Raw genomic sequence first — 25,833 nt, 5'->3', positions numbered from 1 at the left:
GTCCATGCAGGTGACACGGCTGCGCCGGGTGAACCGCAAGGAGCAGGTGCGGGTCGGCCTCTTCGGAAGACGCGTCGGCCGCCGGACCCTGATGGCGGCGGCGGGCATCGCCGTCGCCCTCGGTGTCACGGGCACGGCGATCGCCTCGACGTACCGGTTCGGTACCCAGCAGGTCGCCCAGACCACCGAGAACGGCCAGGTCGTCTCCAGCGACCAGTACATCAACCCCTACGGCAGCCGCACCGTCATCGACGACGGCAAGATCATGTCGTCCGCCGTCAGCCCCGACGGCACCCGCCTCGCGGCCTCGATCGCCGACGGCGACGCCTCCCTCGTCGTCATGGACCTCGCCACCGGCCAGGTCAAGCAGAGGATCGGCACCAACGCGGCCGACGACCTGCGCATCGGCAGCGCCGCCGTCGGCCAGGAGGGCCCGACCTACTCGCCCGACGGCAGACAGCTGTGGCTCGGCCAGGCGAACGGATACACCAGGTTCACCGTCGACGCCGACGGCACCCTTACCGACCCCACGGCCGTACCGATCGCCGCCGACGGTGGCAGGCAGGCCCTGGTGGGCGCGGCCGTGTTCTCCGCCGACGGCTCCACCGTGTACTGCGCGGTCAACGGCCAGAACAAGGTCGTCGCCCTCGACGCGGCGACCGGAGCGGTCGAGCGGAGCTGGGCCGTCGGCAACGCCCCGCGCGGACTCGCCCTGGCCGGCGGCAAGCTCTACGTCGGCAACGAGGGCGGCCGCCCGGCCACGGCGGGCGACACCACCATCAACTCGTACGGCACCGACGTGGTCGCGGACCCGAGGACCGGCGCCAGCACCACCGGCACGGTCAGCGTCATCGACACCACGGACGCGTCGGCGCCCGTGGGCACCGTCGACGTGGGCCTGCACCCGACCGCCGTGTACGCGAGGAACGGCGCGGTGTTCGTCACCAACACCGCCGACAACAGCGTGTCCGTCATCGACGCCCGCCGGGACAAGGTCGTCCAGACCATCGCCACCCAGCCCTGGCCCGAGGCCTCGGTCGGCTACGAGCCCGACGCGGTGACCCTCACCGACGACGGCCGTCTGCTGGTGACCCTGGGCCGTGCCAACGCCGTCGCCGTCTACCGCTACACCGCGTCCGACCCGCGGCAGCCCGCCCGCTACGTCGGCCTGCTCCCCACCGACTACTTCCCCTCCGGGATCGCCGCCGTCGGCGACCGGGTGGTCGTCTCCAACACCCGCGGAGTGGACGCCCGCCGCCCCGACAGCGCCGGTCACAACACCCACGACACCACGTCGAGCCTGACCCGGTTCACGCTGCCGGACGACCTCACCGTCAGGGCCCAGACCGCCAAGGTCTTCCGGCAGAACGGCTGGACGGCCGGCTCGGTCACGACGGCGAAGGGCGGCGGCCGAGCGAAGGCCGTCCCGGTCCCCACCCGCATCGGCGCCCCCTCGACGATCAAACACGTCTTCCTGCTCGTCAAGGAGAACCGCACCTACGACCAGGTCCTCGGCGACCTGCCGCAGGGCGACGGCGACTCCTCGCTGACCCAGTTCGGCGAGAACGTGACACCCAACCAGCACGCCCTGGCCGAACAGTTCGGGCTCTACGACAACTTCTACGACATCGGCACCAACTCCGCCGAGGGCCACAACTGGCTGATGCAGTCGGACAACCCGGAGTACACCGAGTCGTCGGCCGGCGAGTACACGCGCAGCTACGACACCGAGAACGACGTCCTCGGCCACCAGAAGTCCGGTTTCATCTGGACGGGCGCCCAGGCGGCCGGCAGGTCCGTCAAGGACTTCGGCGAGTTCCAGTCGCTGGAGACCAAGCCGTCCGGCGCGACCTGGCAGAACCTGTACTGCGACAGCAGGAACATGGCCGCGACCGGCGCCGCCACCGCCTACCCGATCGGGACCGGCTCGGCGATCCCCTCCCTCAACGACGTCTCGGTGCAGGGCTTCCCGCTGTTCGACCTCGACGTCCCGGACATCTACAAGGAGCAGATCTGGAAGCAGGACTTCGAGAGGAACGGCCCGGCGAACCTGAACATGTTCTGGTTCTCCAACGACCACACCGGCGGTCCGGCCAACGCGGCCGCCGAGGTCGCCGACAACGACCTCGCGGTCGGCCGCATGGTCGACGAGATCACCCACAGCAAGCACTGGAAGGACTCGGCGATCTTCGTCGTCGAGGACGACTCCCAGGCCGGCCTCGACCACGTCGACGGCCACCGCGCCCCGGTCCAGGTCATCAGCCCGTACGCGCGGCGCGGCACGGTCGACAGCCACTACTACTCGCAGATCACCATGGTCCGCACGATCGAGCAGATCCTCGGCATCCGCCCGATGAACCAGCTCGACAGCGCGGCCACCCCGATGTACGGGGCGTTCACGCGCAAGGCCGACGACACCCCGTTCACGGCGCTGCCGAACCGGACCTCGCTGACCTTCGGGGTGAGCCCGCAGCCGTCCTGCGGCTCGGACACCCCGGCCGCCCAGGACACCGCCGCGGCCGCCGCGCCGACGTCCGTCGCGGTGCCGGCGGCCGAGGCGAAGACCGCCGCCACGTGGCGGACATGGGCCTCGCACCAGCGGCTGACCGGCCCCGACGCGGTGCCCGACCACGCCAACCCGGCCCAGATGAACCGCTACACCTGGTACCAGACCCACAACTGGACCGAGCCGTACCCCGGTGACAAGAAGATCTACGCGCCCGGCGACGTCCCCGGCGCCTACCTCCCGTCCGCGGAGAACGACGGCTGACCGGCGCCAGGGGCCCCGCGCGTCCGGTTGCCGCTCCCACGGCCGCGCCGTGCGCCAAGCTTGCCGTGGAACGCACGAGGACCGCGAGGACACCGGGACCGTGAGGACCACGAGGACCATGAGGACACCGGGACCGTGAGGACCACGAGGACACCGGGACCGTGCGGACCACGAGGACCGCGAGGACAGGGAGACTGACGTCATGACCGACAAGCCGACCGTGGCGGTGCTGGGCACCGGCATCATGGGCGCCGCGATGGCCCGCAACCTCCTCAGGGCCGGGCACCCGGTCCGCGCCTGGAACCGCACCCGCGCCAAGGCCGAGCCCCTCGCCGCCGACGGCGCCCGGATCACCGACACCCCGGCCGAGGCCGTCGCCGGTGCCGACACGGTCCTGACCATGCTCTACGACGGTGCCACCGCCCTCACTGCGCTGCGTGAGGCCGCCTCCGCGCTGCGCCCCGGCCAGGTCTGGATCCAGTCGACCACCGCCGGCCTCGACCAGATCCCAGGCCTGGCCGCCTTCGCCCGCGAGCACGGACTCGTCTTCTACGACGCCCCGGTCCTCGGCACCCGCCAGCCCGCCGAGGCCGGACAGCTCACCGTCCTGGCCGCCGGACCGCAGGAGGGCCGGGAGCGGGCCACGCAGGTCTTCGACGCGGTGGGCGCCCGCACGGTGTGGACCGGCGACGACGGCTCCTCGGCCGCCGCGACCCGGCTCAAGCTGGTCGCCAACAGCTGGGTCCTCGCGGCCACCGCGGCCACCGGCGAGGTCGTGGCGCTGGCGCAGGGGCTCGGCGTCGACCCGCACCGCTTCTTCGACCTGATCGCCGGCGGCCCCCTCGACATGGGTTACCTGCGGGCCAAGGCCGGGCTCATCCTGGACGGCGCGCTGACCCCGCCGTCCTTCGCGGTCGACACCGCGGGGAAGGACGCCCGGCTGATCGTCGCCGCGGGCCAGAGCCACGGAGTGCGCCTCGACGTCGCCGAGGCCGCCGCCGAACGCTTCGCCCGGGCCGCCGCCCAGGGCCACGCCGACGAGGACATGGCCGCCGCGTACTTCGCCAGCTTCGACGGCGAGTAGCGGCTCCCCGGCCCCGAGGAGCACCCTGGAAGCAGCGATTCCGGAGGTGGTTCCCCATGATGCAGACCGCTGTGGGATGGCATGTCGAGCTGGAGTTCCTGGAGGACGACACGCACACGCGCGCGGTGGCCCTGGTACGCCTGCCCGACGGCACGGAGGTACGCGCCCACGGTCACGCGAGCCGTCACGAGTCCGACTCCAACCAGCCCAGAGTCGGCGAGGAGATCGCCGGCGCCCGCGCCCTGAACGAGATCGCCATGCAACTGCTCACCAAGGCGCACGGCGAGATCGACGCGGAGTCCGGACGGCACTCGCACCCGATCAACGTGTGAGCGGCGCGAGAGGCGTGCGGGGCGTGCGGGGCGTGGTGCAGAGGGGCGCGGCGGGCGGCGGTGAGGCGTGCGTGACGGGGCGGACGCGGGGCGCGCGCAGCGATGCGGGCGCCGGGCGGGCGCGATGGGGTGGGCGCGGGCGTGTGCGGTGATGCGAGCGCCCCGCGCGTGCGGCAAGCGCGGGGCGTGAAGGCGTGCGAGCGGTGGTGAGGCGCTGGGGCGTGCGCGATGGCGGGGTCGTGCGGCGCGAGCGTGACTGCGGCACGGTCAGGACAGCGCCGTGCGGACCGCTCGTACCAGCGCCTGGGCCCGGGCGTCCGCCGTCACGCTCTTGCGGAAGCCGTTGGTGACGTAGCCGAACGCGATGCCCGACTCGGGGTCCGCGAAGCCGAGCGCCCCGCCGCGGCCCGGGTGGCCGAAGGAGGCGGGGGAGAGCAGCGGGGACGCGCTGCCGTGCAGCATGTAGCCGAGCCCGAAGCGGGTGGCGACGACCAGGACGCGGTCCGCCCCCGCCGACCGCTCGGCGCGGGCCAGCTCCACGGTCTCCGGCACGAACAGCCGCCTGCCGCCGTCGACCTCGCCGACGAGGGAGGCGTAGAAACGGGCCAGGCCGTCGGCGGTGGCGATGCCGTTGGAGGCGGGAAGGGCGGCCGCGCGGTAGGCGGGGTCGTTCTCGTCGGGGAGCGGACTGATCGCGCCGAACGCCCGGCGGGTCAGCGACCCCGGGTCGGCGTAGGCCTCGGAGACGGCGCGCTTGGGCCGGGTGCGCAGCGCGCCGGCCGCCTCGGGCGCCTCGATCGGCCCGACGCGGCCCACGCGCGCCCGCTCCGTCTCCGGCAGCCCGAGCCACAGCCCGGCGCCGACCGGTGCGGCGATCTCGTCCGCGATCCACTCGCCGACGGTCCGCCCGGTCACCCTCCGCACCAGCTCGCCGGTCAGCCAGCTGTACGTCTGCGCGTGGTAGCCGTGGTCGGTGCCCGGCTCCCACACCGGTGCCTGCGCGGCCACGGCGGCGGCGCCGAGATCGGGGTCGGCGGCCTCCGCGGGTGTGAGCGGCCGGTCCAGCACCGGCACTCCCGCGCGGTGCGCGAGCAGATGCCGTACCCGTGTCCGTTCCTTGCCCGCGGCCTTGAACTCCGGCCAGTACTCACCCACCGGAGCGTCCGGGTCCAGTTCCCCGCGCTGCGCGAGCAGCAGCAGTGCTGCGGCGGCGACGCCCTTGGTCGCCGAGCGCACGATCTGGGCGGTGCCGTGCTCCCAGGGCGCGGTGTCCGCGTCGCCGTCGAAGTCCCGGGCGCCGCCCCACAGATCGACGACCCGGTGCCCGTCCCGGTAGACGGCGACCGCCGCGCCCCGGTCGCCGAGCAGTTCGAAGTTCCTCGCGAACGCGTCCCTGACCGGCTCGAAGCCCTCGGCCACAGTGCCGTTCACGTCCACGCCCGCCACGTCCCTCCTGATCGCCCACGTCGACGGGTGCAACGCCGCTTCGGGGCCCGCGATTCCTCGGCGGGCCGGGAAAGGGGGCGTGAGCTGCGCCTCAGCCGAGCACGATCGTCACGTCGATGTTCCCGCGCGTGGCGTTGGAGTACGGGCACACCTCGTGCGCGGCGTCCACCAGCTTCGCCGCGACGTCCCCGTCCAGCACCGGCAGCGACACGCTGAGGGCGACCGCCAGGCCGTAGCCGCGCTGCCTGTTGGGGCCGATGCCGACCTTCGCGGCGACCGTGGAGCCGGTCAGGTCGTAGCCCGCGCGGTTGCCGACGAGGATCAGCGCGTTGTGGAAGCACGAGCTGTAGCCGGCCGCGAACAGCTGCTCGGGGTTGGTGCCGTCGCCGTCCCCGCCCAGCTGCGGCGGCATCGCGACCTTGAGGTCGATCTGGCCGTCCTGACTGGTCACGTAGCCGTTCCGGCCGCCGTGCGCGGTCGCCTCGGCGACATACATGATCTGCGTCGGGCGGGTGTCGACGGTGGCGCCATCGATCACGGCGGACCTCCCCCAGGGCTGGTGCGGCGGCTTGGCCAATTACATCGTGCACAAGGTACTGGCCGGTAGGAGTGGTCTCCCACCCCGGGGGCGGTAACCGTGGGTAAGCAGAGGTGGCGCGCGCGGCGGGTCTGCTCGGTCAGGGGTGGCGCTCGGCCGCCTCGTGCGCCCGTTGCGCGAGCCGCCACAACTCCTCGCGCAACCGGGCGACCTCGACGGCGTCGAGCCCGGTCGCGGACAGGAGGGCGCCGGGTACACGCGCCGCGCGCTCCCTGAGTTCCTCGCCGCGCCCCGTGCACGTGACGAGCACCGAGCGCTCGTCATGGGCCGCGCGCTCCCGGCGCACCACCCCGGTGCTCTCCATCCGCTTGAGCAAGGGGGACACCGTGCCGTAGTCGAGGCGCAGCGCCGCCGCGAGTTCCTTGACGGTGGTGGCGCCGCGCTCCCACAGCACGAGCAGCACGAGGTACTGCGGGTAGGTGAGGCCGAGTTCCTCAAGTACCGGACGGTACGCGGCGGTCACCGCGCGCTGGGCGGCGTAGAGCGCGAAGCACAGCTGGTCGTCGAGCAGCGGCGGGCCGCCGGGCGCCGTACGGTCCTCGTTCGTCACGCGGTCATTGTCCCGGACGGCGCGCCCCCCGCGGGACGGACGTCACGGGAACGCGTCACCCGCCGCCGCGCCCCGCCGCCGCGCGCGGGTCGAAGCCGAAGGGGAGTTCCAGCCGGTGGGCGCGCATCAGGGCGTCGTCGGAGAGGAGTTCGCCGGTGGGCCCGTCGGCGGCGATCGTGCCGTCGCTGAGGATCAGGGAGCGCGGACACAGCTCCAGGGCGTAGGGCAGGTCGTGGGTGACCATGAGGACCGTGACGTCCAGGGAGCGCAGGATGTCGGCGAGTTCGCGGCGGGAGGCCGGGTCGAGGTTGGAGGAGGGCTCGTCGAGGACGAGGATCTCCGGCTCCATGGCGAGGACGGTCGCCACCGCCACCCGGCGGCGCTGGCCGAAGGAGAGGTGGTGCGGGGGGCGTTCGGCGAAGTCGGCCATGCCGACCCGGTCCAGGGCGCCACGCACGCGTGCCTCGAGTTCGGCGCCCTTCAGGCCGGCGGCCGCCGGGCCGAACGCCACGTCCTCGCGCACGGTCGGCATGAACAGCTGGTCGTCGGGGTCCTGGAAGACGATGCCGACCCGGCGGCGGATCTCGGCCATGTGCCGCCTGCCGACGGGCAGCCCGGCCACCGTCACCGTGCCGGTGCCGCCGCCCAGGATGCCGTTGAGGTGGAGCACGAGGGTGGTCTTGCCGGCGCCGTTCGGACCGAGCAGCGCGACGCGTTCCCCGCGCGCGATACGGAAGTCGACGCCGAACAGGGCCTGGTGCCCGTCGGGGTAGGCGAAGGCGAGGCCGGAGACCTCCAGGGAGGCGGGAGCGGAGGCGGAGGCAGCGGTCACAGGGCCCATCCCAACACGCGGACGACAAGGGCGGCGAACGGCAGGGCGAGGGCGTACGACCACTGCGCCCGGGACGCGGTCACCTCGTCGATGACCGGCATCGAGCCGGCGTACCCCCGGCTCACCATGGCCAGATGGACGCGCTCCCCGCGTTCGTAGGAGCGGATGAACAGCGCGCCGGCGGACTTCGCGAGCACGCCCCAGTGGCGCACGCCCCGCGCCTGGAAGCCGCGCGACTCCCGGGCGATCCGCATCCGGCGCATCTCGTCGGTGATGACGTCGCCGTAGCGGATCATGAACGAGGCGATCTGGACGAGGAGCGGGGGAAGCTTCAGCCGCTGGAGGCCGAGGAGCAGCTCGCGCAGCTCCGTGGTGGCCGCCAGCAGGACGGAGCAGGCGACGCCCAGGGTGCCCTTGGCGAGGACGTTCCAGGCCCCCCACAGCCCGTTCACGCTGAGGGACAGGCCCAGCACGTCGACCCGCGTGCCCTCCGCCACGAACGGCATCAGCACCGCGAAGGCGACGAACGGCACCTCGATCAGCAGCCGCTTCAGCAGGAAACCGGCGGGCACGCGCGCGAGGCGTGCGACGCAGCCGAGGAACGCGGCGTACAGCGCGAACGCCCACACCGCCTCGCGCGGTGTGGAGACCACGACGACCACGAAGGCGAAGGCCGCGGCGAGCTTGGTGTGCGGCGGGAGCGCGTGCACGGGGGAGTGCGCGTGCCGGTAGAGCCGGTGGGCGTGCCCGGCGCCCATGTCAGTGCGCCTCCGTGGGGGCGCTCGTACGGCGCCTGCGCACCGCCCAGAACACCGCGCTGCCCGCGGCGACGGTCGCGCCGACGCCGATCACGCCCGCGAGACCGCCGGAGAGCCGGGCGTCGGAGACGTTCTCGACGCCGTAGTCGGCGAGCGGGGAGTCCGCGGAGGCGTGCTCCTCGGCCTTGGCGTCGATGCCCTGGTCGTGGGCGACCTTCTCCAGGCCGTCGGGGCTGGACGAGGCGTAGAAGCTGACGAACCCGGCGAGCACCAGGGAGGCCGCCAGGCCCGCGATCCACAGCGCGCGCCGGGAGGTGCGCGCCGCCACGGGCGCCGTGGGCGCCGTCCGGTCGGCGGGCGCGTCCACGAGCACGCCGTTCACACGCAACTTCAGCGCCTGCCGCATCCCGCGCGCCCCGTACACCAGGTCGGGGCGTACGGCGATGACCGCGCCGACCGTGAGCGCGGTGATCGCGGCCTCGCCGACGCCGATGAGGACGTGCACGCCGATCATCGCCGTGGCCACCTTGCCGAGGGAGACGTCGGTGGTGCCGCCGAGGGCGTAGAGGAGTGTGAAGGCGACGGCGGCGGCCGGTACGGAGAGCAGGGCGGCGACGAAGGAGGCCGCGGTCACCGAGCGCCGGGAGCGGGGCAGGACCTTCAGCAGGCCCCGGAAGACGGCGTACGCGACGACGGTCGTCACGATCGCCATGTCGGTGATGTTCACGCCGAGCGCGGTCAGTCCGCCGTCGGCGAACAGGATGCCCTGCATGAGCAGGACCACGGACACGCACAGCACGCCGGTGTAGGGGCCGACGAGTATCGCGGCGAGGGCGCCGCCGAGAAGATGGCCGCTTGTTCCGGCCGCGACGGGGAAGTTGAGCATCTGTACGGCGAAGATGAACGCCGCCACCAGGCCGGCCAGTGGAGCGGTCCGCTCGTCGAGTTCGCGCCGCGCGCCGCGAAGGCTCACGGCGAGGGCGCCGGCCGCGACCACTGCGGTGACCGCGGAGGTGGGGGCGTCTATGAATCCGTCAGGTACATGCACCGTTCGATTTTAGAGGCTTGTTGCGAAGCTTTTGCAAGAGCGAGAGAGTCGTGTATCGCACATGGCGCAATCGGGAAAATGTGCGACATTGGAGAAGAAGTGGATGCACAGCTTTCGCACGGGTCACGGAGTGTGAAGGGCAGTCCGATGTCTGTAGTCGAGCAGTACGCGCGAGCCCACATCGTCACGGACGAGGACGAGCGGGAGGAGCCGGGCGCGGTTCCCGTCGTCCTGCGCTACGACCCCGACGCCGACCCGCGGTCGGTGCGTGTCGGGCTGCCCGGGACCGACGAGTGGACGTTCTCGCGCTCCCTGCTGGAGCAGGGCCTGAGGGCGCCCGCGGAGAGCGGTGACGTACGCGTGTGGCCGCTGGGGCGGGTGCAGGCCGTGGTGGAGTTCCACTCCGACCACGGCACGTCGGTGGTGCAGTTCGAGTCGAAGGCGCTGCTGCGCTTCCTCCGGCGCACCTACATGGCCACGCCGGTCGCCGGCTGACGCCGCCCCGTCACAGGGAGGCGCCCAGCTTCAGCAGCGCCGCCACGATCGGTCCGGCCGTGTCGCCGCCGTGGCCGCCCGCCTGGACCACCCCCGCGGAGGCGAGGTCGCCGCAGTAGGCCGTGAACCAGCCGTTCGGCTTCTTCTGGCCGTCGACCTCGGCCGAGCCCGTCTTGGCACCGCAGCTCGAACTCAGGCCCGACATCGCCTTGGCCGCCGTACCGTACGCGGCCGTGTAGGACATGACGTCCTTCAGCTCGGACTGGGTCTTCGACGACATCGTCCGCGAGGCCTTCGCGATCGCGCGGTTGTCCACCGAGGGGGAGACCAGGTACGGCTGGTGGAAGGAGCCGGTCGCCACGGTCGCCGACACCGACGCCATGTTCAGCGGGTTCATGCGCACGCCGCCCTGCCCGATCAGCGAGGCGCCCATCTGCGCGCCGCTCTGCACCGGGATCGAGCCGTCGAAGGTCGGGACGCCGATGGCCCAGTTGTTCATGCCGAGGCCGTAGACCTGCTGGGCCTCGGTCGTCAGGTCGCTGTCGGAGAGCTTCGGCGCGAAGTTGATGAAGGCGTTGTTGCAGGAGGCTCCGAAGCTCAGCTTGAACGTGCCCTGCTTGATCTCGGAGTTGTCGTCGTTGTGGAACGTCCAGCCGGCGAGCTTGTACGTCTTGGGGCACGGATGCGACGTGTCCGGGGTGACGAGCCCCTTCTCGAACAGCATCGTCGACGTGATGATCTTCATCGTGGAGCCGGGGGCCAGCGAGCCCTGGAAGGCGACGTTGAAGCCGTGGCTGGAGTTGGCGACGGCGAGGACCTCGCCGGTCGACGGGCGCATGACGACGACGGAGGCGTTCTTCTGCGTGGTGACCTGCTTCTCGGCGGCTGTCTGAAGGGTCGGGCTGAGCGTCGTCTTCACCGTGCCCGGGGTGCCCTTGCTCAGCGTGACCAGGGTCTTGTCGGACAGCTCCGCCTTCTCGGACGCCTTGCCGCGCACCACGCGCAGCTCGACGCCCGCCTTGCCGCCGGCCTTCTTGCCGAACTTCTCCCGCAGCCCGTCCAGGACCGTGCCCAGCGACGGGTACTCGGCGGTGGTGATCTCCCCGCCGTCGCGGTCCAGGGCCGTGACGGGCGGGGTCCCGGACTCGCCGGTGACCAGGGTGTCGCCGTCCTTGAGGTCCGGGTGGACGACGGAGGAGTGCCAGTCGACCAGCGGCTTGCCGTCACTGGCGCGCCGCACGACGGTGAACGAGGAGTCGTACGACAGCGGCTTGCTGACGCCCTTGTACGCCACCGTCGCCTTGACCGAGAAGGGGACCTCGGTGCCGGTCCGCTTGCCCTCGGTGAGGGTGACGTCCTTGATGTGGGCGTCCTTGGTGTAGCCGGTCAGGAGCGTGGTGGCGGCGCCGGTGTCGTTCGTCAGGGCGGCGGCCTGGGCCACCAGGCCCCGCTGCCAGGAGATCAGGAAGGTCTGGGCGGTCGTCTGCACCTCGGTGGCGGACAGCGGGCCGGTCTTGACCGGTTTGTCTGACTTGGTCGTCGACGCCGCGTCGGCGGACGCGCCGCCGCCGTACAGCGTGTAGAGGCCGAAGCCCGCGCCGACGGCGACGACGGCGATCACCCCGCCGAGCACGGCGGGTCTGTTCTTCCGCCGCTCGGCGACGCGCCTTCTCTTGCCCACTGATCAGTTCCTCCGCGCACTTCCCCAGGGTCCCCGCCGCCCCGTAGCCCTCACGCTCCCCAACGACTGCACCAGCCTAGAGTCCCGGCCTGTGGGCGTGACGTCAGCCACCGATCCGTAGCACACTCGCGACAATCGGACCGGCCGCGTCGATGCCGTGACCGCCGTCCTGGGTCATGGCCGCGGCCGCCACGTCGTTGCGGTACCCGGCGAACCAGCTGTTCGACCTGGACTGCCCGTCGACCTCCGCCGAACCCGTCTTCGCGCCGACGCTGCCGCTCAGCCCCCGCATCACCCCGGCCGCGGTGCCGCTGGTCGCGGTGCGGTTCATCATGGCGCGCAGCTGGGCGACCGTGCCGGCCGACAGGCCCTTCGCGGTGGCCAGTTCGCGGCCGTCCAGCTTCTGTGGAACGAGCACCGGCTGCCGGAAGGTTCCCGTCATCGCGGTCGCCGCCACCGACGCCATGTTCAGCGGGGACATCTGCACCTGGCCCTGGCCGATCAGGTTGGCCGCGGTGTCCGGGCCGCCGGAGGCCGGCACCCGGCCGTCGAAACTCGGGATGCCCACCTTCCAGTTGTTCTTCCCGAGCCCGAACCGGTCCTCGGCCTCCTTGGTGAGCGAGTCCACCTGGACCGAGTCCGCGTACTTGACGAACGCCGTGTTGCAGGACCGCGCGAAGCTGTCCGACAGGGTGGCCTTCTCGTCCGGTTCGAGACCCTTGAGGTTGCTGAAGGTCTGGCTCTGCCAGGTCGCGGTCGGCGGACAGGGCGCCGGACCGTTCGCCGTGGTCAGACCGGTGTCGATGAGGGTCGCGGCGCTGATGATCTTCATGGTGGAGCCGGGGGCCAGCTCGCCGAGGAAGGCCGCGTTGAAGCCGTCGATCCGGTTGTTGGCGACCGCGAGCACCTCGCCGGTGCTCGGCTCGACGGCCACCACGGACGACTCGGCGTACTTGGTCACCGCGGTCTCGGCGGCGGCCTGCACGCGCGCGTCGAGCGTCGTGCGCAGCTTGCCCGCCTTCCCCTTGGCGAGGGTCAGCAGCGTGGTGTCGGCGGACTCCTGCGACGCGTGCTGGATGACCAGCTCCACGCCCGGGGTGCCGCCCGCCTTGTCGCCGTAGCGGCTGCGCAGCTCGTCCAGGATCGGGCCCAGGGACGGGTACTCGTCCTTCGTGAGCACCTTGCCGTCGCGGTCGACCGCCTCGATCGGCGGGCTCGCCGCCTCGCCGGTGGACAGGGTGTCGCCCCGCCTGAGTTCCGGGTGGACGACGGACGGCTCCCAGTCGACGAGCGCGCGGTGCGTGGTCTCGCCGCGCACGATCTTCAGACGGCTCCTGTAGGCGAGCGTCCTGGACTTCCCGCCGTACGACACCGTCGCCTTCACGGCGTACGGCACGGTGGCGCCGCTCGCCCTGCCGGGCGTGATCCGGACGTCCTTGATGTGCGCGGTGTCGGTGAAGGACGTGAGGACCGGTTCGGCGTCGGCGGCGTCGTTGGTGTACGACGCCGCGCTCACCGAATCGCCCTTCTCCCAGGCCGCGAAGAACTTGTCCGTGGTGTCCTTGATCTCGTCCTTCGTGGGCGGCCCGGTCCGCACGGACGGCGCGGTGTCGCCGTGCAGTGCCGACAGCACGTCGTAGGCGCCGTAGCCGGCCCCGCCCAGCATGACCGCGCAGACACCGCCGATCAAGGTGCCCTTGACCCCCTTGCGCATGGTGCGAAATCCCTCCCCATGGGCCTTTGGCGCATTTTGTGAACGCGTTCAAAAGCTGGTTGTGAATCGCACCCTAGGTCGTTGTGGGGCTCCTGTGCAGACGTTGACCGATTGTTGTCCGAACGGAGATCAGGGATGTGGCTCAGACCCAGGTGTCCAGCCACATCCGTGAACGCCAGGAGTCGATGGGGATCGCCGTGCCCGTGTACAGGGGCCAGAAGTAGATGAAGTTCCAGGCGATCAGCAGGACCAGGACGCCCGCGCCCGACGCGCCGACCAGGCGGCGGGTGTCGCTGGAGCCGGGCGGGCCGATGATCGCGCCGATCATCATCGCCACCGCGAGACACAGGAACGGCACGAAGACGACCGCGTAGAACAGGAAGATCGTGCGCTCCTGGTACATGAACCAGGGCAGGTAGCCGGCCGCGATGCCGCACGCGATGGCCCCGGCCCGCCAGTCGCGGCGGAAGGCCCACCGCCACAGGACGTAGACGATCGCGAAGCAGGCCGCCCACCACAGCAGCGGCGTGCCGATCGCGAGCACCTCGCGCGCGCACTTCTCGCCGGCGTCCGACGGGCAGCCGTCCACACCGGGGGAGGGCGACTCGTAGAAGTACGACACCGGGCGGCCCAGCACGAGCCAGGACCACGGGTTCGACATGTACGTGTGCGGCGACGACAGGCCGACGTGGAACAGGTAGACCTCGTGCTCGTAGTGCCACAGGCTGCGCAGCCAGTCCGGCAGGAACGTCCAGTGGCCGCCCCTGCCGTCGGTGGCCGCCCAGTTGCGGAAGTAGCCGCCGGTCCCGTCGGTCGGCGACATGATCCAGCCGATCCAGGACGTCAGGTAGACCGCGATAGCCACCGGGACGGTCGCCAGGAACGTGATGCCCGTGTCGTGCTGGAGGACCGCCCGGTACGGGTGCAGGGCACCGGCCGCCTTGCGGGCGCCCACGTCCCACAGCAGCGCCATCACGCAGAACGCGGCCAGGATGTAGAGGCCGTTCCACTTGGTGCCGATCGCGAGGCCCAGCAGCAGGCCCGCGCCCCACCGCCAGGGGCGCCGGCCGAAGCGGAAGTCGTCGGCCACGCGCGCGTCGGGCCGCACCCGGCCGTCCGCGTCCGGCGGGAGCGCCGCGGCGAGTTTCTCCCGGGCCCTGTCCCGGTCGATGACCAGGCAGCCGAACGCGGCCAGCACGAAGAACATCAGCACGCCGTCGAGCAGCGAGGTGCGGCTCATCACGAAGTGCAGGCCGTCCACCGCCATCAGCCCGCCCGCCAGGCAGCCCAGGAAGGTGGAACGGAACATCCGGCGCCCGATCCGGCACAGCAGCAGCACGCTCAGCGTGCCCAGCAGCGCGGTCATGAAGCGCCAGCCGAACGGGTTGAAGCCGAAGAGCAGCTCCCCGAGCCCGATGACGTACTTGCCGACCGGCGGGTGCACCACGTACGCCGCGTCCGCCGGGACGGTGACATGGCCGTTCGCCTGAAGGATCAGGTCGTTGGCGTTCTTGTCCCAGTTGACCTCGAAACCGCGGTGGACGAGCGCCCACGCGTCCTTCGCGTAGTACGTCTCGTCGAATATCACCGCCTTCGGGCTGCCCAGGTTCCAGAACCGCAGCAGGCCCGCCATCAGCGTCACGAGGAGCGGACCGCCCCAGCCCGACCAGCGCCTGATCCGCTCGGCGAGCACCGGCGGCACCCCCAGCGCCGGCCACAGCCGCGAGCTGGGCTCGGCGTACGGCGGCACCAGGCGGTCGACGACGTCGGCTTGCGCGCCGGTGCCCGCGGCGCTTCTGCCGCCGGTGGTGTGCGCCGTGTGCGCCGGGCTCGCCGTGTAGCCGAATCGGCGCAGCCGCTGCTGCCACGTCGGCCGCTCGTCGAGCGCTGCCTGGCCCTGCCGGGTGTCCGTGGAGGACGCGGTACTGGTCACCGCGCCATCGTAGGGAACCGTTCTGTGTGAGTCCCGTGCATGGCGCTTAAGTGGTGGGTTCCTTTGCGAACGGGGACCGGCCTCCGCGGACGGTGATGTCAGTGGCTGCTGCGAGGATGGAAGGGTGACTGGAACCCTTGTCCTGGCAGGCACCCCCATCGGCGATGTCGCGGACGCGCCGCCCCGGCTCGTCGCGGAGCTGACCGGAGCCGACGTGATCGCGGCCGAGGACACCCGCCGGCTGCGGTGGCTCACCCAGGCCCTCGGCGTGACCCCCAAGGGCCGCGTGGTGTCGTACTTCGAGGGCAACGAGGCCGCCCGCACACCGGAACTGGTCGAGGAACTCGTCGGCGGCGCGCGCGTGCTGCTCGTGACCGACGCCGGCATGCCCTCCGTCTCCGACCCCGGCTACCGGCTGGTCGCGGCGGCCGTCGAGAAGGACGTGCGCGTCACCGCCGTCCCGGGACCGTCCGCCGTGCTCACCGCGCTCGCGCTGTCCGGGCTGCCCGTCGACCGGTTCTGCTTCGAGGGCTTCCTGCCCCGCAAGGCCGGTGAGCGACGCTCGCGGCTCCAGGAGGTCGCCGAGGAGCGCCGCACCCTCGTCTACTTCGAGGCCCCGCACCGCCTCGACGACACCCTCGCCGCCATGGCCGAGGTCTTCGGGGCCGAGCGGCGGGCCGCCGTCTGCCGCGAGCTGACCAAGACCTACGAGGAGGTGCGGCGCGGTCCGCTGGCCGAGCTCGCGGTGTGGGCCGCCGACGGGGTGCGCGGCGAGATCACCGTCGTCGTCGAGGGCGCGCCCGAGCGCGGGCCCGAGGAACTCGGCGCGGAGGAACTCGTCCGGCGCGTGCGGGTGCGCGAGGAGGCCGGCGAGCGGCGCAAGGAGGCGATCGCGGCGGTCGCGGTGGAGGCGGGCATCCCGAAGCGGGTGGTGTTCGACGCGGTGGTCGCCGCCAAGCGCCTCGAGGGATGAGGGCCGTTCCCGCGGCGCCGCCACGGTTGCTTCCGTGCAGCGGGCCGCGAGTCGGCGGGGCTGACCGCGCGGTTTTCCCCGCCCCTGGGGAGGCGCCGCGGCGCCCGGTGTCCGACGGGGGCGCCCGCTGATCTCCGAGCGGGTCGCTCATCGATTGAGCGTGCGCCCCTGACCTGCGGAAAGGTGTCCTCTGAGCAGGGAGCTTCTCCTCTGAGCACGCGCCCCACGGGACGGTAAAGCGGGGGCGGGAAAGGCAAAGGCAATCCCCCTGTCCCGAGGCCGATTCGGCAAGCGAAGTCCAAATCGCCTCCAACACTCGACAGGCCTGATGCATTCGCGCCGGTGAAGGCGTCCACTGGTCGGCAGGGACGCACCCGTCCCTCACCCCCAAGGGGATTCCGGGGGGAATCCCCGCGCCGGGGGTGCTTGTCCAGCGGACAAGAGGAGCTGGCATGAGTGAGATCACAGGGCAGACCGGCCACCGCGGTACGGCCACAGCCGTCGTCCACGAGTCGTATTCCTTCGCCTGCATGCGGTGCGGGCACGGCTGGGAGCAGTCGTACGAGATAGAGCACCACACGGACGCCGACAACCACGAGTTCGTCCTGTACGTGGCGAACGGCCAGGTCGTCCCGTCCCCGCTGAGCCGGCCCCTGTGCCACAACTGCGACGGCCACGTCGTGCGGATCATGCGCGCGGGGCAGGTCTCGTCGGTGCGCAACGCCGCACAGCGGTCGCGGCAGCGGCCGGTGCGGGGCGTCGCGGCCGGGGCGGCCGCCGGGGAGAGCGGGCGGGCGCAGGCGGCGGAGGCCGCCGCGCGGGGCGGGGAGCCGCACCACTGGCACCTGTCCGACCTGCTGCACCCCTTCCAGCGCAAGGCGAGCTGACCGGGCGCCGGTCCGGCGCGGCATGCCCCTTTCGTAGGATCGGGGCATGCCTTCGAACGCCTCCGGCACCGGCGCCTCCGGTGCGGCCGACAAGAACGCGGCACCGCCGCTGCCGGAACCCCTCAGGGTCCCGGTCGCCGACTCCCACACCCACCTCGACATGCAGTCCGGCACCGTCGAGGAGGGGCTCGCGAAGGCCGCGTCGGTGGGTGTGACGACCGTCGTCCAGGTCGGCTGCGACATCAAGGGCTCGCGGTGGGCGGCCGAGACCGCGGCCGCGTACGCGAACGTCCACGCGACCGTCGCCCTGCACCCCAACGAGGCCCCGCGGATCGTCCACGGCGACCCCGACGGCTGGTCCCGGCAGGGCGCCCGGACGCCCGGCGGCGACGCCGCGCTGGACGAGGCCCTCGCCGAGATCGACCGGCTGGCCGCGCTGCCCCACGTCAAGGGCGTCGGTGAGACCGGCCTCGACCACTTCCGCACCGGGCCCGAGGGCATGGCCGCGCAGGAGCGTTCCTTCCGCGCCCACATCGAGATCGCCAAGCGGCACGGCAAGACCCTCGTCATCCACGACCGCGACGCCCACGCCGACGTGCTGCGCGTCCTCAAGGAGGAGGGCGCCCCCGAGCGGACGGTGTTCCACTGCTACTCCGGGGACGCCGTGATGGCCGAGGAGTGCGCACGCGAGGGCTACTTCATGTCCTTCGCCGGCAACGTCACCTTCAAGAACGCCCAGAACCTCCGCGACGCCCTCGCCGTCGCCCCGCTGGAACTGGTCCTGGTCGAGACCGACGCGCCCTTCCTGACCCCGGCGCCGTACCGCGGACGGCCCAACGGCCCGTATCTCGTTCCGGTCACGGTGCGCGCGATGGCCGCCGTGCGCGGCATCGACGAGGACGCGCTGGCGACGGCCCTGGGCGCGAACACCGCCCGCGCCTTCGACTACTGAGGGTGCGGCGACCGTGACCCGCGCGTGACCCGCGCGTGCCCCGGCACCCCTCCGGTCGCGACGGTGCGTAGTCGCGCCGCTTTGGAGAGTGACGAGCGCTCCGCTAGGTTCTGGTGGCCCGATCCGGACCCCCTCTGGACCTCTGGAGCGTGTCGGCGTGAGCACATCGCAGTACGAGACGACTGAGGCGTACGGCCCCTACGGCACGCCCGCGCACGGCCGGCCCGGCGGCGCGCACCCGCTGCACGACGCAGAGACGCTGGGATACGGCGAGGCGTACGGGAGCGACACCTACCGGCCGGCGTACGGGATGCCGGCCGGGGCGCAGGCGGCGGCGGACGCCGCGGCGCACGCGTACGCGACCGAGCCGGCGCTTCCGCGGCAGAGCGGGCGCGAACCGGAGAACGGGCGCGAACCGGAGAACGGGCCCGAACCGGAGAACGGGGCGCGTGAGACGGGTGTGCGCGCCGTGGTGGGGCGGCGGGCCGCGCGCCGACGGAAGACGCGCCACATCCGGCGCCCGGACTCCGCCGTGCGCCGTCTGCTGCCGCAGGCGCTGGTCGTCGCGTTCCTCGCCGGCGGCACCACCACGTTCCTCGCCAAGGACAAGGCGATCGAGCTGACCGTCGACGGCAGGCCGCGCACCCTGCACACCTTCGCGGACGACGTGACCGGGCTGCTGGCCGAGGAGGGCGTGCCGGTGGGGGCGCACGACATGGTGGCGCCCGCCCCCGGCACCGCGCTGGCCAGCGGCGACGAGGTCGCCGTGCGCTACGGCCGCCCCGTACGGCTCACGCTGGACGGCCGGCGGCGCGAGGTGTGGACGACGGCGCACACGGTGGAGGGGGCGCTCCAGCAGCTGGGGGTGCGTGCCGAGGGCGCGTACCTGTCGGCCTCGCGCTCCCAGAGCATCGGACGCGCCGGGCTCGCGCTCGACGTCCGCACCGAGCGCACCGTCACCATCCTGGCGGACGGCCGCACCCGCACCATCCGCACCAACGCCGCGACCGTCCGCGAGGCCGTCGAGGAGGCCGGGATCACCCTGCACGGCCAGGACACCACCTCCGTGCCGCAGGCCGGCTTCCCGCGCGACGGGCAGACGGTGACCGTGCTGCGGGTCACGGGCGGCAAGGAAGTCCGCGAGGAGACCATCCCGTTCCAGGTGCGGCGGGCGGAGGACCCCACGCTGTTCAAGGGCACCGAGGTCGTCGAGCGGGCCGGGCGGCCCGGGCTGCGCCGGGTCACGTACTACCTGCGGACCGTCAACGGGGTCCGGCAGAAGCCGCGCCGGGAGCGGTCCGAGCTGGTGCGCGAGCCGCGCGCGCAGCTCGTGAAGGTGGGCACCAAACCGCACCCGGACTCCGTGCAGGGCGCCGACGGCCTGAACTGGCACGGGCTCGCCGCCTGCGAGTCCGGCGGCCGCCCGCACGCGGTGGACGCCTCCGGGACGTACGGCGGGCTGTACCAGTTCGACACCCGCACCTGGCACAGCCTCGGCGGCAGCGGCCGTCCGCAGGACGCCCCGGCCGAGGAGCAGACCTTCCGCGCGAAGAAGCTGTACGTGAGCCGCGGGGCCACCCCCTGGCCGCACTGCGGGGCCCGGCTGCACGGGTGACCGGCGGGAGGCGCCCCCGGCGGCCCGTACCCTTGTCCCGTGAGCAGCCCCACCCCCGACGCCCTCCTCGGTCCCGCCGACATCCGTGAACTCGCGGCAGCGCTCGGTGTACGCCCCACCAAGCAGCGCGGCCAGAACTTCGTGATCGACGCCAACACGGTCCGCCGTATCGTCCGCACCGCCGGGGTCCGCCCGGACGACGTCGTCGTCGAGGTCGGACCGGGACTGGGGTCCCTCACCCTGGCGCTGCTGGAGGCCGCCGACCGGGTCACCGCCGTCGAGATCGACGACGTCCTGGCGAGCGCCCTGCCCGCGACGATCACGGCGCGCATGCCGGCGCGCGCGGACCGGTTCGCGCTGGTCCACTCCGACGCGATGCACGTCACCGAGCTGCCCGGCCCGCCGCCGACCGCGCTCGTCGCGAACCTCCCCTACAACGTGGCCGTCCCCGTCCTCCTCCACATGCTCGACACCTTCCCGAGCATCGAGCGGACGCTGGTGATGGTGCAGGCCGAGGTCGCCGACCGGCTCGCCGCCGCGCCCGGCGGCAAGGTGTACGGCGTGCCGTCCGTCAAGGCCAACTGGTACGCCGAGGTGAAGCGGGCCGGCGCGATCGGGCGCAACGTCTTCTGGCCCGCCCCGAACGTCGACAGCGGACTGGTCGCCCTCGTCCGGCGCGCGGAGCCGCTGAAGACCACGGCCGCGAAGAAGGAGGTCTTCGCGGTCGTCGACGCGGCGTTCGCACAGCGGCGCAAGACCCTGCGGGCGGCGCTCGCCGGATGGGCCGGGTCCGCGGCGGCCGCCGAGGCGGCACTGGTCGCGGCCGGGGTCTCGCCCCAGGCGCGCGGCGAGTCGCTGACCGTCGAGGAGTTCGCGAGGATCGCCGAACACAAGGAGCCCGGTCAGTGAGCGTGACGGTACGCGTCCCCGCCAAGGTCAACGTCCAGCTCGCGGTGGGCGCCGCCCGCCCCGACGGCTTCCACGACCTGGCCAACGTCTTCCTCGCCGTCGGCCTGTACGACGAGGTGACGGTCACCCCCGCCGACGAACTGCGCGTCACCTGCGAGGGCCCGGACGCCGCCCAGGTCCCCCTGGACCGCACGAACCTCGCCGCGCGCGCCGCGCTCGCGCTCGCCGGACGCCGGGGCATCGAGGCGGCCGTGCACATCCACATCGTCAAGGACATCCCGGTCGCCGGCGGCATGGCCGGGGGGAGCGCGGACGGGGCGGGCGCGCTGCTCGCGTGCGACGAGCTCTGGCGCGCGGGCGCCTCCCGCGCCGAACTCCTCGCCATCTGCGCCGACCTCGGCAGCGACGTGCCGTTCAGTTTGGTCGGCGGCGCCGCCCTCGGCACCGGGCGCGGTGAGCGGCTGACCGACCTCGAGGTCGGCGGCACCTTCCACTGGGTCTTCGCCATGGCCGAGCGCGGGCTGTCCACCCCGGCCGTCTTCCGCGAGTTCGACCGGCTCGCCGAGGGCCGCGACGTCCCCGCCCCGGTCGCCTCCCGCGACCTGCTCGACGCGCTCGCCGCGGGCGACCCCGACGCGCTCGCCGCGGCCGTCTCCAACGATCTCCAGCCCGCCGCGCTCTCCCTCTTCCCGGAGCTCGCGGACACCCTCGCCGCGGGCCGCGCGGCCGGCGCCCTCACCGCGCTGGTCTCCGGCTCCGGTCCCACCACCGCGTTCCTGGTCCGCGACACCGAGTCGGCGTCGAAGGTGGCCGAGGCGCTGCTCGCCTCCGGCACCTGCCGCACGGTACGCACGGCGACCTCCCCCGCCCCGGGCGCCACCGTGCTCACCCCGGCGCACGACACCAGCGCCCACGCCGGCGCCTGACGCCCTCACACACGCCGGGAGCGTGACGCCCTCACACACGCCGGGAGCGTGACGCCCTCACACACGCCGGGAGCGTGACGCCCTCACACACGCCGGGAGCGTGACGCCGTCGCACACGCCGGAGCCTGCCCCCGTCGCACACGCCGGAGCCGGACGCCGTCGCACACGCCAGCGGTGTCACGCACGCCAGCGGTGTCACGCACGCCAGCGGTGTCACGCACGCCAGCGGCGTCGCCCCCGTAGGCGGCACCCGTCGCCGGCCCCCGTCCGCTCAGCCCCTGGCGGACCCGCCCGTGTCCTTGATGAAGAGGCCGGCCAGGGCGCCCAGGACGAGCAGGACCGGCATGAGCATCAGGGCGTGGCCGTAGTCGGTGAGGTCCGGGTTCTGGGGGAGGAGCTTGCCGGGGACGGCCTGGAGAAGTCCGCCGATGATGAAGCAGACGCCGTTGACGATGGCCGCGGAGCTGCCGACGAGCCTGCCGGGGACGGACTCGCCGGCGACCGTGAAGCCCAGCATGTGGGCGCCGGCGAACAGGCCCACGCAGAACATGGTGACCACGGAGACGCTGTTGGTCTCCTCGGGCAGGTAGATCAGCATCGCGACGGCGGCCGCCTGGAGGAGCACGCCGACGACGGCGGGGACGCGGCGGTTGTTCCAGTGGTCGGAGAGCACGTTGAACAGCGGCGCCCCGATGGCGAGCCCGAGCCAGGACATGGCGGTCAGGATCGCGGCGAAGGAGGTCTGGGCGCCGCGCGCCTCCATCACACGCGGTCCCCACAGCACACCCATGGCGAGCATGGAGCCGAAGGAGACGCCGGCGAGGGCGGCGGAGAGGACGACGTTGCAGTTGCGGAAGCAGTTGCCGAGATCGCGGAAGACGCTCGCGACGAGGGGCGGCTTCGCGACGGTGCCGCCGGTGGCCTGCGCGAGCTGGGCCGGTCCGGGCGAGGGGTTGCGGACCAGCAGCGCGAACAGCACGATCAGCAGCACGCCCGCCGCGCCGAAGCCGTTGAGGAGCTGCTGCCAGGTGACCTGGGTCAGCTGCCAGGAGATGATCGGCTGGCCGAAGGCGGAGCCCAGCGAGGCCAGGCACTGCACCAGGCCGAACATCAGGCCGTAGCGGGCGGCGGGGAACCACTGGCCGCCGATGTACCCGGCGCCGACGAAGCCGAACGAGGACCCGACGGCCAGGACGACCTGCGCGCTGACGAGAGTGGCCATACTGGTGGTCTGCGCGTAGAGGAACGCGCCCGCGGTGACGAAGGCGACGGCGATCGCGAGCAGCGGGCGGGAGCCGAACCGGTCGAGCAGGGCGCCGGAGAAGAACTGGCACAGGGCGAACGCCCAGGTGTAGATCGAACTCGCGAGGCTGATCTGCGCGACCGTGAGCCCCGCGGACTTCTGGATCTCCGGGGAGACGACCGCGTAGCCGGTCTGGATGGAGAACAGCCAGACGACGAAGATCGTGGCCAGGCCCCAGACGACCCAGGCCTCCGCACCGCCGATCGTGCGGTGCGGCCCGTGCAGGATCCTCGCGCCGGGGTGGTTGCGGTACTCGGTCGCGCTGCCGGTCGTGGCAGGAGCGGTGTTCGCCATGGCTGGGGTCTCCCGTCAGCTTCGTGCGGTGGCGTCCTCGCGGTCGTGGGCGAGCGCCCCGTTGACGTAGGTGGCCCGGACCGTGCGGTCGTCGCCCATGACGGCGAGGACGAACAGCAGCTCCTCGATGTCGTCCACGCGGGACGTGCGCCGGGCGAGCAGCGGGGTCGCCCTCGGGTCGAGGACGACGAAGTCCGCCTCCCGTCCCACCGTGAGCGAGCCGACCCGGTCGGCGATGCCCATCGCCCGCGCACCGCCGAGGGTGGCGAGGAAGAACGCCTTGACCGAGTCGAGCGGGTAGTTGCTGAGCTCGGCCACCTTGTACGCCTCGTTCATGGTGGCCAGCAGCGAGAAGCTGGTGCCGGCGCCGATGTCGGTGCCCAGGCCGACGTGCACCGGCCGCCTGGGGTCCTTGGCGTCGTGGACGTGGAACAGCCCGCTGCCCAGGAACAGGTTCGAGGTGGGGCAGTGCGAGACGGCCGTGCCGGTCTCGGCGCAGCGGGCGCGCTCGGCGCCGGTCAGATGCACCCCGTGCGCGAGGACGCTGCCCGGACCGAGCAGGCCGTAGTGGTCGTAGACGTCCAGGTAGCCGCTCCGCTCGGGGAACAGGGAGCGCACCCAGGAGATCTCCCCGGTGTTCTCGGAGACGTGCGTGTGCACCAGCGCCTCCGGGTGCTCCTTGCGCAGCGCGCCGGCGGCCTCCAGCTGCCCGGGCGTGCTGGTGGGCGCGAACCGGGGTGTGACGGCGTACAGGTTGCGGCCCTTGCCGTGCCAGCGCTCCAGCAGCGCCTTGGAGTCGTCGTAGCCCGACTGGGCGGTGTCCAGCAGCGCGTCCGTGGCGTTGCGGTCCATCAGCACCTTGCCCGCCGCCATCCGCATGCCCCGCTCGGACGCGGCCTCGAACAGCGCGTCCACCGACTGCGGGTACACCGCGCAGAACGTCAGGGCGGTGGTCGTGCCGTTGCGCAGCAGCTCGTCGCAGAAGGACGACGCCACCTGGCGCGCGTACGCCGGGTCGGAGAAGCGCTGCTCCTCGACGAAGGTGTAGTGGTTCAGCCAGTCGATCAGCTGCGAGCCGAAGGCGGCGATGATGCCGGTCTGCACGTAGTGGATGTGCGTGTCGACGAACCCCGCGCTGATCACGTGGCCGGGGTAGTGGACCGGCTCGACGCCCTCGGGGAGGTGCTCGCGCAGCGCGCCGTAGTCGCCGGAGGCCGTGATGACGCCGTCCTCGCAGATCAGCAGCCCGTCGCTCTCGTGGACGAAGGCGTCCTCGCGGCTGGTGAGGAACGGGTCGTCGACGAACGAGACGAGCGGGCCGCGCACGGCTGTCACGGGTGAGGACATCGCCACCTCCGGTACGGGAACGCGTTCTCCGTTCCCCAGTGCACGCGCGGCCCGGCGCCCCGGCATCCACGGCTACGCCGAACGGGTGAGGGGGGCGAGGTGCGGGGGCAGCCGTGTCCGGGGCCCGTCTTCGCGTCCCGTCCACAACAAAGGCCGTATCTCCACCAGGAATTGACCCGAATCGCCACCGGGGCGGTACATGCGGGGCGATAGGTTCGATTGACGTTTCAACAGAGCATCCGAACGTCTGCGGAAGGCCGTCCGTGTCCCCATCCCCCACCCCTTCCCACCGCAGGAAGCGGTCCCTGTCCCGCCGCGGAGCGATAGGCGCCGCGGGCGCCGTGGCCGCCGGCGCCGCGCTGACCCCCGTCGTCTTCGCGGCCACCGACTCCGCCACCTCCACCGGCTCCGGTACGGCGACCGGTGCCGCCGGCACCGAGCCGGAGACCTTCCCGGCCACCCGCACGGCGGCCGCCACCGGCACCGGCACGACCGGCCTCGACTTCCCCGCCGCCTTCGTCGGCGTCCGCTGGGACGGCGCCGGGGACGGCGTCGCGATCCGTTTCGCGGGCGGCGCCGGCAAGGCCGTCACCCCCGGCTGCGCCACCCTCGCGGACGGCGGCCGTACGGCCCTGGTCGCGGCCGGCAGCGCCAGGGCGTACGAACTGACCGCGCCCGACGGCACCACCGGCCTGGGCTCCCTCGCGATCGACACCACCGGCGGCCCGGACCGCACCTTCCGGGTGCCGAAGGAGCCGACACGCGTGCGTGGCGTGCGCTACCTCTCCCGCCCGGCCTGGGGCGCCGACGAGTCCAAGCGCTACAAGGACGGCGAGGTCAACTCGCCGGAGAAGTACTACCCGCTGCAGTCGGTCACGGTCCACCACACGGACACGCCCAACAACGACCCGGACCCGGCGGCCACCGTCCGCGCGATCTACGAGTACCACGCGGTCACCCTGGACTGGGGCGACATCGGCTACCACTTCCTGATCGACGAGGCCGGTGCCGTCTACGAGGGCCGCCACTCCGGCGACGACGGCATCCCCGCCTTCGACCCCGACGGCGGCCTGGTCACCGCGTTCCACACCTCCGGCTACAACTCCGGCAACCTCGGCATCGCCCTCCTCGGCACCCTCACCGACCAGGGCCCCACCGACGCGGCCAAGGCCTCCCTGGTCCGGCTCGTCAGGGTGATCGCCCGCTTCCGGGGCCTCGACCCGAGCGCCACGCTCACCTACGTCAACCCGGTCAACGGCGTCACCAGGGACGTCACCACCGTCTCCGGCCACCGCGACTGGCTGGAGACCGACTGCCCGGGCCGGACGATGTACGCCCTCCTCGACGAGGTACGCGCGCGGGCCGGCGGAAAGTAGCTCCCGGCGG

At 72.6% G+C, this 25,833-nt stretch carries 22 protein-coding genes; 11 read left to right on the top strand and 11 right to left on the bottom strand.

The features are described from left to right. The first annotated feature begins 4 nt into the window (after window positions 1-4). The 3 genes from ACZ619_RS20105 (at window position 5) to ACZ619_RS20095 (ending at window position 4,186) form a co-directional block, all read left to right on the top strand. Window positions 5-2,770: a bifunctional YncE family protein/alkaline phosphatase family protein gene (locus tag ACZ619_RS20105; RefSeq protein ID WP_469600445.1), complete on the top strand. Its 2,766-nt coding sequence runs from the start codon at window positions 5-7 to the stop codon at window positions 2,768-2,770. 202 nt (window positions 2,771-2,972) lie between these two features. After that, window positions 2,973-3,854, top strand: a complete 882-nt coding sequence (locus ACZ619_RS20100; RefSeq protein ID WP_469600442.1) for an NAD(P)-dependent oxidoreductase — start codon at window positions 2,973-2,975, stop codon at window positions 3,852-3,854. A 56-nt stretch (window positions 3,855-3,910) separates the two neighbouring features. Further along, complete coding sequence (locus tag ACZ619_RS20095) at window positions 3,911-4,186, top strand: DUF1876 domain-containing protein (RefSeq protein ID WP_469600439.1); 276 nt, start codon at window positions 3,911-3,913, stop codon at window positions 4,184-4,186. A 267-nt stretch (window positions 4,187-4,453) separates the two neighbouring features. Here ACZ619_RS20095 and ACZ619_RS20090 read toward each other — a convergent pair whose 3' ends face one another. From ACZ619_RS20090 to ACZ619_RS20065, 6 genes are all read right to left on the bottom strand, one after another. Further along, window positions 4,454-5,623, bottom strand: coding sequence for a serine hydrolase domain-containing protein (locus ACZ619_RS20090; RefSeq protein ID WP_469600631.1), 1,170 nt, complete (start codon window positions 5,621-5,623; stop codon window positions 4,454-4,456). Window positions 5,624-5,723: 100 nt separating this feature from the next. Beyond that, entirely contained in the window at window positions 5,724-6,128 is a 405-nt protein-coding gene (locus ACZ619_RS20085) for an organic hydroperoxide resistance protein (protein WP_469600627.1), read from the bottom strand. 181 nt (window positions 6,129-6,309) lie between these two features. Beyond that, the gene (locus tag ACZ619_RS20080; RefSeq protein ID WP_469600437.1) at window positions 6,310-6,780 is read right to left on the bottom strand and encodes a MarR family winged helix-turn-helix transcriptional regulator; all 471 of its coding nucleotides are present in this window, start codon (window positions 6,778-6,780) and stop codon (window positions 6,310-6,312) included. A gap of 55 nt (window positions 6,781-6,835) precedes the next feature. Further along, the gene (locus ACZ619_RS20075; RefSeq protein ID WP_469600435.1) at window positions 6,836-7,621 is read right to left on the bottom strand and encodes an energy-coupling factor ABC transporter ATP-binding protein; all 786 of its coding nucleotides are present in this window, start codon (window positions 7,619-7,621) and stop codon (window positions 6,836-6,838) included. Further along, window positions 7,609-8,370: a cobalt ECF transporter T component CbiQ gene (gene cbiQ, locus ACZ619_RS20070; RefSeq protein ID WP_469600432.1), complete on the bottom strand. Its 762-nt coding sequence runs from the start codon at window positions 8,368-8,370 to the stop codon at window positions 7,609-7,611. The genes ACZ619_RS20075 and cbiQ overlap by 13 nt, the downstream gene beginning before the upstream one ends. 1 nt (window position 8,371) lies before the next feature. Further along, entirely contained in the window at window positions 8,372-9,418 is a 1,047-nt protein-coding gene (locus tag ACZ619_RS20065) for an energy-coupling factor ABC transporter permease (protein WP_469600429.1), read from the bottom strand. A 147-nt stretch (window positions 9,419-9,565) separates the two neighbouring features. Between ACZ619_RS20065 and ACZ619_RS20060 the strand changes: the two genes are divergently transcribed. Beyond that, window positions 9,566-9,913 carry an SsgA family sporulation/cell division regulator gene (locus ACZ619_RS20060; RefSeq protein WP_469600426.1) on the top strand — a complete coding sequence of 116 codons (348 nt, stop codon included), beginning with the start codon at window positions 9,566-9,568 and terminating at the stop codon, window positions 9,911-9,913. Window positions 9,914-9,923: 10 nt separating this feature from the next. Here the strand turns inward: ACZ619_RS20060 and ACZ619_RS20055 are convergent, their stop codons facing one another. From ACZ619_RS20055 to ACZ619_RS20045, 3 genes are all read right to left on the bottom strand, one after another. Next, window positions 9,924-11,594 carry a penicillin-binding transpeptidase domain-containing protein gene (locus ACZ619_RS20055; RefSeq protein ID WP_469600424.1) on the bottom strand — a complete coding sequence of 557 codons (1,671 nt, stop codon included), beginning with the start codon at window positions 11,592-11,594 and terminating at the stop codon, window positions 9,924-9,926. A gap of 103 nt (window positions 11,595-11,697) precedes the next feature. After that, on the bottom strand, window positions 11,698-13,308 hold the full coding sequence (locus ACZ619_RS20050; protein WP_469600421.1) for a penicillin-binding transpeptidase domain-containing protein: 1,611 nt from the start codon (window positions 13,306-13,308) through the stop codon (window positions 11,698-11,700). A gap of 142 nt (window positions 13,309-13,450) precedes the next feature. After that, complete coding sequence (locus ACZ619_RS20045) at window positions 13,451-15,241, bottom strand: dolichyl-phosphate-mannose--protein mannosyltransferase (protein WP_469600418.1); 1,791 nt, start codon at window positions 15,239-15,241, stop codon at window positions 13,451-13,453. 124 nt (window positions 15,242-15,365) lie between these two features. Here ACZ619_RS20045 and rsmI point away from each other — a divergent pair, with 124 nt between their 5' ends. The 6 genes from rsmI to ACZ619_RS20015 all read left to right on the top strand — a co-directional run bounded on the left by rsmI (window position 15,366) and on the right by ACZ619_RS20015 (window position 21,503). Continuing rightward, window positions 15,366-16,214, top strand: coding sequence for a 16S rRNA (cytidine(1402)-2'-O)-methyltransferase (rsmI, locus tag ACZ619_RS20040; protein WP_469600416.1), 849 nt, complete (start codon window positions 15,366-15,368; stop codon window positions 16,212-16,214). Between the two features lie 452 nt (window positions 16,215-16,666). Then, the gene (locus ACZ619_RS20035) at window positions 16,667-17,101 is read left to right on the top strand and encodes a hypothetical protein (protein WP_469600413.1); all 435 of its coding nucleotides are present in this window, start codon (window positions 16,667-16,669) and stop codon (window positions 17,099-17,101) included. 46 nt (window positions 17,102-17,147) lie between these two features. After that, window positions 17,148-18,053, top strand: a complete 906-nt coding sequence (locus tag ACZ619_RS20030; protein ID WP_469600411.1) for a TatD family hydrolase — start codon at window positions 17,148-17,150, stop codon at window positions 18,051-18,053. 157 nt (window positions 18,054-18,210) lie between these two features. Then, window positions 18,211-19,668, top strand: a complete 1,458-nt coding sequence (locus tag ACZ619_RS20025) for a ubiquitin-like domain-containing protein (RefSeq protein ID WP_469600408.1) — start codon at window positions 18,211-18,213, stop codon at window positions 19,666-19,668. A 39-nt stretch (window positions 19,669-19,707) separates the two neighbouring features. Beyond that, window positions 19,708-20,577, top strand: a complete 870-nt coding sequence (gene rsmA, locus ACZ619_RS20020) for a 16S rRNA (adenine(1518)-N(6)/adenine(1519)-N(6))-dimethyltransferase RsmA (protein WP_469600406.1) — start codon at window positions 19,708-19,710, stop codon at window positions 20,575-20,577. After that, window positions 20,574-21,503 carry a 4-(cytidine 5'-diphospho)-2-C-methyl-D-erythritol kinase gene (locus tag ACZ619_RS20015; protein WP_469600403.1) on the top strand — a complete coding sequence of 310 codons (930 nt, stop codon included), beginning with the start codon at window positions 20,574-20,576 and terminating at the stop codon, window positions 21,501-21,503. Before rsmA ends, ACZ619_RS20015 begins: the two co-directional genes overlap by 4 nt. 271 nt (window positions 21,504-21,774) lie before the next feature. Here ACZ619_RS20015 and ACZ619_RS20010 read toward each other — a convergent pair whose 3' ends face one another. Beyond that, entirely contained in the window at window positions 21,775-23,100 is a 1,326-nt protein-coding gene (locus tag ACZ619_RS20010; RefSeq protein ID WP_469600401.1) for an MFS transporter, read from the bottom strand. Between the two features lie 15 nt (window positions 23,101-23,115). After that, entirely contained in the window at window positions 23,116-24,447 is a 1,332-nt protein-coding gene (guaD, locus tag ACZ619_RS20005) for a guanine deaminase (protein WP_469600398.1), read from the bottom strand. Window positions 24,448-24,710: 263 nt separating this feature from the next. Here guaD and ACZ619_RS20000 point away from each other — a divergent pair, with 263 nt between their 5' ends. Then, on the top strand, window positions 24,711-25,823 hold the full coding sequence (locus ACZ619_RS20000) for a peptidoglycan recognition protein family protein (protein ID WP_469600396.1): 1,113 nt from the start codon (window positions 24,711-24,713) through the stop codon (window positions 25,821-25,823). Window positions 25,824-25,833 lie beyond the last annotated feature (10 nt).

Source organism: Streptomyces sp. NPDC104367, assembly GCF_055583825.1.
This window is presented reverse-complemented; position numbering and strand designations above follow the sequence as displayed.